The 2,347-nt window shown below is 72.6% G+C and carries 3 protein-coding genes; all 3 read left to right on the top strand.

The features are described 5' to 3' along the window. The coding region (locus tag I59_RS08810) for a tRNA-dihydrouridine synthase (protein WP_022903554.1) at positions 1-538 on the top strand (538 nt) is incomplete at its 5' end. Continuing rightward, entirely contained in the window at positions 535-1,824 is a 1,290-nt protein-coding gene (locus tag I59_RS08805; protein ID WP_022903553.1) for a deoxyguanosinetriphosphate triphosphohydrolase, read from the top strand. The genes I59_RS08810 and I59_RS08805, both read left to right, overlap by 4 nt. A 305-nt stretch (positions 1,825-2,129) precedes the next feature. Next, positions 2,130-2,347 (top strand): CHC2 zinc finger domain-containing protein (locus I59_RS19580; RefSeq protein ID WP_042726597.1); only part of this gene is annotated, 218 nt, incomplete at its 3' end.

Genomic DNA, 2,347 nt, shown 5'->3' with positions numbered 1-2,347 from the left:
CGACATCCCGGTGCTCGGCAACGGCGACATCTGGTCCGCCGCCGACGCCCTGCGCATGGTCGACGAGACCGGCTGCGACGGCGTCGTCGTCGGACGTGGCTGCCTCGGTCGCCCGTGGCTGTTCGGCGACCTCGCGGCGGCGTTCCGCGGCGAGGACGTCCGTGCGATGCCGACGCTCGGCGAGGTCGCGGTCGCGTTCCGTCGGCACGCCGAACTCCTCGTCGAGTTCTTCGGCTCGGAAGACCACGGCTGCCGCGACGTCCGCAAGCACGTGGCGTGGTACTTCAAGGGGTACCCGATCGGCGGTGACGTCCGGTCCGGCCTCGCGATGGCCTCGAGCCTGCAGGAGATCGACGACCTGCTCGGCAGGCTCGACTGGACGGCGCCGTACCCGGGCGCCGACGTCGAGGGCCCCCGCGGGCGTGCCGGGCACCCGAAGCGCACCGCACTGCCGGACCGGTGGCTCGAGTCGCGCGACGTCGACGCCGAGTTCCGCAAGGTCCTCGCGGCCGCCGAGCTCCACCACAGCGGCGGATGAGCGCCACCGCCTCGTACGGTCCGGCCGACGCCGAGCGCTGGCTCCCCGAGCAGCACTCGAACCGTCGCTCCGACTTCGCCCGTGACCGCGCCCGGCTCCTGCACTCCAGCGCGCTCCGGCGTCTGGCCGCCAAGACCCAGGTGCTCAGCCCCACGACGGGGCTCGACTTCGCCCGCAACCGGCTGACCCACTCGCTCGAGGTCGCGCAGGTCGGCCGGGAACTCGCGGACTCGCTCGGGCTCGACCCCGACGTGGTCGACACCGCCTGCCTCGCGCACGACATCGGTCACCCGCCCTTCGGACACAACGGCGAGACGGCGGTCAACGCCTGGGCCGCGGGCATCGGCGGGTTCGAAGGAAACGCACAGACGCTGCGACTCCTGACCCGGCTCGAGCCGAAGGTGTACGGGTCGGGGCCGGACGCCGACCGCGCGTACGGGTTGAACCTGACCCGGGCGTCGTTGGACGCGAGCTGCAAGTACCCGTGGCCCGCCTCCCAGGGCGTGTCGGAAGCGTCGTCTGGTCGGACGAAGTTCGGGTTCTACGACGACGACCACGCAGCGTTCGAGTGGCTCCGGGCCGGCGCTCCCCGTCGTCAGCGCTGCATCGAGGCCCAGGTCATGGACCTCTCCGACGACATCGCGTACTCGGTGCACGACTTCGAGGACGCCGTCGTCGCGGGCTTCATCGACGTCGCGGCGCTCGGGGACCGCGTCGGCGAGAACGACATCGTGACGGCCATGCACGCCTGGGTGGGGGACGACCTCAGCCGCGAGGAACTGCTCGAGGCGTTCGACCGGCTCCGCGCGCTGCCGCTCTGGATGACCTCCTACGACGGCTCCCGGCGTGACCTCGCGCGCCTGAAGAACCTGACCTCGCAGCTCATCGGCCGGTTCGCGCGGACGGCGACCGCCGCGACGCGCGAGTCCTACGCGTCCGGCTCCCTCGTCCGGTTCGCAGCGTCGGTGGTGACGCCCCCGGAGATCATCGGCGAGATCGCCGTGCTCAAGGGGATCGTGGCGGCGTTCGTGATGACCCACGGCGACCGGCAGCCGGTGTACGAGGAGCAGCGACGGGTGCTGACCGAGCTGCTCGACGCGCTCGCGGCCACCGGCAGCGCCGACCTCGAGCCGGGGTTCGCGGCGGACTGGCGTGCGGCGTCCGACGATGCCGGGCGGCTGCGGGCGGTCGTCGACCAGGTGGCGAGCCTGACCGACCAGGGGGCGCTCGCGTGGCACCGGCGGCTCGTCGTGGGGGAGCAGGAGCGGACGCACATCCCGGTGTGACGTCGTGCGCTGGCGCGCGGCGCTGGCGCTCGGTGTCGGCGCGCGGCGCTGGCGCGCGCCAGCGCTCGGTGCGAGGATTCCCGCACGGTGCGACGCGCAAGGGCGGTCACCATGTGTGGAACCTCGCACCGAAGGCCCACGGCAGTCGCCGCGACCGCCACGACGCAACCACGACGCGATCACGACGCGACCACGCACCGGGGGTGCGGAGCGCGCCGGTCCTGCACCGCGCCTCCAGGCAGGTGGCCCGTCCACAGACGGACCGACGGCCAACGGGGGTCGGTCGCACGAACTAGGATCGAGGGGTGGCTGGCAGGATCGCGCGGAACGACATCGACGAGGTCCGCTCGCGTGTCAACATCGCGGACGTCGTCGGCGACTACGTCACGCTGAAGCACGCGGGCGTCGGCTCGATGAAGGGCCTCTGCCCGTTCCACGACGAGCGCTCTCCGTCGTTCCACGTCCGGCCTCAGGTCGGCCGCTACCACTGCTTCGGGTGCGGCGAGGACGGCGACGTCTCAGC

The organism is Curtobacterium sp. B8 (assembly GCF_000333315.1).
Lineage (GTDB): Bacteria > Actinomycetota > Actinomycetes > Actinomycetales > Microbacteriaceae > Curtobacterium > Curtobacterium luteum.
Note: the sequence above shows the minus strand (reverse complement) of the source record. Positions and strands in the feature narration are given on the sequence as shown.